Genomic DNA, 3244 nt, shown 5'->3' with positions numbered 1-3244 from the left:
CGGTCGACCGTCCCGGCGAAACCGGCGTCATGCACCGCGTCATCGGCGATGATCGGCATGAACTGGAAGCCGCCGCCAATGGTCTCCATGGCGGCCTTGACCGTGGAAATCCGTTGTGAATTCCACAGGTTCTCCTTGACGATGACCTGTTCGGCCATGCCGAGACCGCGAGCGACCGCAATCATGCCCGGGAGGGCGCCGACGTCGAGCTTGTTGTCGAGGTTGATGAGGATGCGGTTTCTGGTCGCCATCAGCATCTCGTGCAGCGTCGAGACTGTTTCACTTGTCGCCGCACCGGTGCCCTCGACCACCAGCCGGCATGTCTTCAGTTCGGCCAGCGTGTACATGACCACCTCGCCCTTGCAGGTCGTGGTGCGGTCGAGCCAGCTGTCATGCATGACGACGAACTCGCCGTCCTTCGAGCGCCTGATGTCGACCTCGACGATTTCGGCGCCCATGGCGATCGAGCCCTCCACGGCGGCAATCGAATTTTCCGCGTAGAGCGTCTTGCCGGCCTGCATGCTGCCGGCGCGATGCGCAGCCACCATGACGTGATCGCGCCATTGGTTGGCATGCTCGAAGCGGTCGAGGATCTGTCTGGCGCGGGTCTCGCCGGCCAAGGCCTGGCCAGAGGCGGCTGCCACGGCCGTGTAAAGCAGAAAACTCAGCCAGATGGTCCGCATCGAGAATCGCTCCTTGCCGGATCGACACCCGGATAGGCGACGCCCGTGACATCTGGGTGAACGAAGCCGGCTAGCGGAATACTCGCAGCAGGTGCGTCAGATGCGTTTCGAGAGCCTGCGGAACCACGCCATGGCCGGCATCTCGACAAAACGCCAGGTGATCCAGGAGGCGGCAATGGTAGCGGCGAGCATGACGACGATCGCCACCGCCCCCGTCCAGCCGGCACCGAAGCCGGTGGCAGGCTGGCCGCGCAGCATGAAGTCGCCGATCAGGCCAAGGCCGAGCTTGCGCTCGACGAGCCCCGCGACGTTGATCAGGCGCGCCTGGACGAAGATGTGGACCATGTAGATCGAATAGGACAGCGCGCCGAGCGTCAGCATGAACGGGGCTCTGAGCAAGGCGCTGATCCAGCCACCCTCATGGGCGAACAGAAACAGCGCCAGCGCGAACACCAGGGGTGCCGCGATGCCGAAGTCATTGTCGCCCGCCAGCGAAACGAAAAGCACGATGACGGCCACCATGACGATTTCGGCAAGGGTCCAGTCCATCCGCGGGCCGCCCCTGGCGAGAGCCTGTCGCGCCCCTGCAATGGAATCATGCTGAAACCAGGCCAGCAAGGCGCCGAGCGAGAAGCCGTACAGGCAACGGATGAAGCCGAAATCGAAGGACACATCCATATGATGGGTCGAGAAGCCGAGCAGGAACAGCGGCGCGGTGACGGCGGCCGCGACGAACCATATCCAGGCGCGCACGCCGGCGACGAAGACCACGCCGGCAAACAGGAGATAGGCGAAGAACTCGGCCGAAATGCTCCAGCTCGGCGCATTCCAGGTCAATTGATCCTCGAAGCCGACACCCTGCAGCAGAAGGAGATTGGCAAGCAGGCTGTTGAGGTCGAAGCCGCCGGTGAAGGGGGCAGCCCCCGTGCCGTGCAATTGCGGCAGCATCAGCCGCAGCAGCTCGAAACCGGCGAAGGCGGCAAGCATGAGCAGATGCAGCGGGTAGATGCGGCCGAAACGGACCAGGGCGAAACGCGCGACCTGTCCCGGTTGGTTGAGCCGATCGCCGTAGCTGCTGGCGATGACGAAGCCGGAAAGGACGAAGAAGAAATCGACGAACAGGTAGGACGAACCGATGAAGGCGCTTTGCGAAATCGTCGAACCGGTAGGAAAGTGAAACAGCGCCACCAGAAGCGCGCAGATGCCGCGCCACGAATCGAGGACCAGGAAGCGTTCGCCGGCGACCGTGCCGGTGTGGGTCGACGCCGCGGCACGGGTGGGGTTGAGAAACGCGGTCTGCGTCATGATGATACAATCCTGTCTTGCCGTGGCACTCGGGCAGCGCCATTCCGTCTCGCCAAGCTATGACTGGCATCTTCCGTGCCGGTTCTGTAGTTGTTGCAACCCGATGAAAAACGAGGATCCGTAATGGCGAACCACACCATCGACAACGCCTTCACCGCCCGTTCCAAAACGGGCGCCGCGTTCGAGCCGACCTATTCCGGCGCGCTGTCGTTCATGCGGCGCAAATACACCAAGGACGTGAAGGGCGCGGATGCGGTGGTGTGGGGTATTCCCTTCGATGCCGCCGTCACCAACCGGCCTGGCGCCCGCTTCGGGCCGCAGGCGATCCGCCGTGCCTCGGCGATCCTCGACAACGACCCGCAATATCCCTTTTCACGCGATCTGTTCGAGCATCTGGCGGTCGTCGACTATGGCGATTGCCTGCTCGATTCGGGCAACCATCAGAAGACGCCCGGCACGATCGAGCGCGAAGCGGCGAAGATCCTCAAATCAGGCGCCTTCCTGTTGACGCTCGGCGGCGATCATTTCGTCACCTGGCCACTGCTCAAGGCGCATGCCGCCATCCATGGTCCGCTCGCTTTGGTGCAGTTCGACGCCCACCAGGACACCTGGCCGGACGACGGCAAGCGCATCGACCACGGCTCCTTCGTCGGTCGCGCCGTCAAGGAAGGCATCATCGATCCCGACCGGTCGATCCAGATCGGCATCCGCACCCATGCGCCCGACACGTTCGGCATCAAGATCCTCCATGGCCATGAAATCGAGGAGATGCGGGCGTCCGACATTGCCTACGCCATTGTCGACCGCACCGGCGGCAAGAAGACCTATCTCACCTTCGACATCGACTGCCTCGATCCGGCCTATGCGCCCGGCACAGGCACGCCGGTTGCCGGCGGCCCGTCCTCGGCCAAGATCCTGTCGACTCTGCGCCAGCTCAACCAGATCGATATTGTCGGCGCCGATGTCGTAGAGGTTGCGCCGGCCTATGATCACGCCGATATAACGGCAATCGCCGGCTCGATGGTGGCCATGCAATATCTCGGTCTGCTTGCTGAACGGAAAGCCCGGCTTGAAGAGCTGAACAACGGCAATCACAATGGTGCCGCAGTGATTCAGGGTCAGGGCATATAGTCTTGAAAACTCAGGGAATTTGAACAACCCATGAAACCGAAAATCTTCATCGACGGCGAACACGGCACCACCGGCCTGCAGATCAGGGCGCTGCTTGCCGAGCGCGGTGATCTGGAGATCATTTC

3 protein-coding genes and 1 pseudogene are annotated in these 3244 nt (G+C 62.6%); 2 read left to right on the top strand and 2 right to left on the bottom strand.

What is annotated here, in order from left to right; all coding sequences use genetic code 11:
• On the bottom strand, positions 1-683 hold a 683-nt coding region (locus tag ENZ74_RS26480; protein WP_164761229.1), incomplete at its 3' end, for a glycerophosphodiester phosphodiesterase family protein.
• 96 nt (positions 684-779) lie between these two features.
• The gene (locus ENZ74_RS26475) at positions 780-1988 is read right to left on the bottom strand and encodes an acyltransferase (RefSeq protein ID WP_013532210.1); all 1209 of its coding nucleotides are present in this window, start codon (positions 1986-1988) and stop codon (positions 780-782) included.
• A gap of 123 nt (positions 1989-2111) precedes the next feature.
• On the opposite strand from ENZ74_RS26475, the gene speB reads away from it, so the two are divergent.
• Together speB and ENZ74_RS26465 are read left to right on the top strand one after the other, a co-directional pair.
• Positions 2112-3119 (top strand): agmatinase, encoded by a 1008-nt coding sequence (gene speB, locus ENZ74_RS26470; protein ID WP_013532211.1) that lies wholly within the window; start codon positions 2112-2114, stop codon positions 3117-3119.
• A 30-nt stretch (positions 3120-3149) separates the two neighbouring features.
• Positions 3150-3244 (top strand): annotated as a pseudogene (locus ENZ74_RS26465) (N-acetyl-gamma-glutamyl-phosphate reductase); the annotation flags it as partial.

It is taken from the genome of Mesorhizobium sp. M7A.F.Ca.CA.002.15.2.1, from assembly GCF_003998715.1.
GTDB classification, from domain to species: domain Bacteria; phylum Pseudomonadota; class Alphaproteobacteria; order Rhizobiales; family Rhizobiaceae; genus Mesorhizobium; species Mesorhizobium ciceri.
The sequence above is the reverse complement of the archived record's forward strand: the minus strand, read 5'-3'. Positions and strand labels throughout refer to the sequence as shown.

Coding starts and splice junctions, on each gene's coding strand:
- ENZ74_RS26475 (WP_013532210.1), bottom strand. CDS start 1,988: ATGACGCAGACCGCGTTTCTCAACCCCACCCGTGCCGCGGCGTCGACC.
- speB (WP_013532211.1), top strand. CDS start 2,112: ATGGCGAACCACACCATCGACAACGCCTTCACCGCCCGTTCCAAAACG.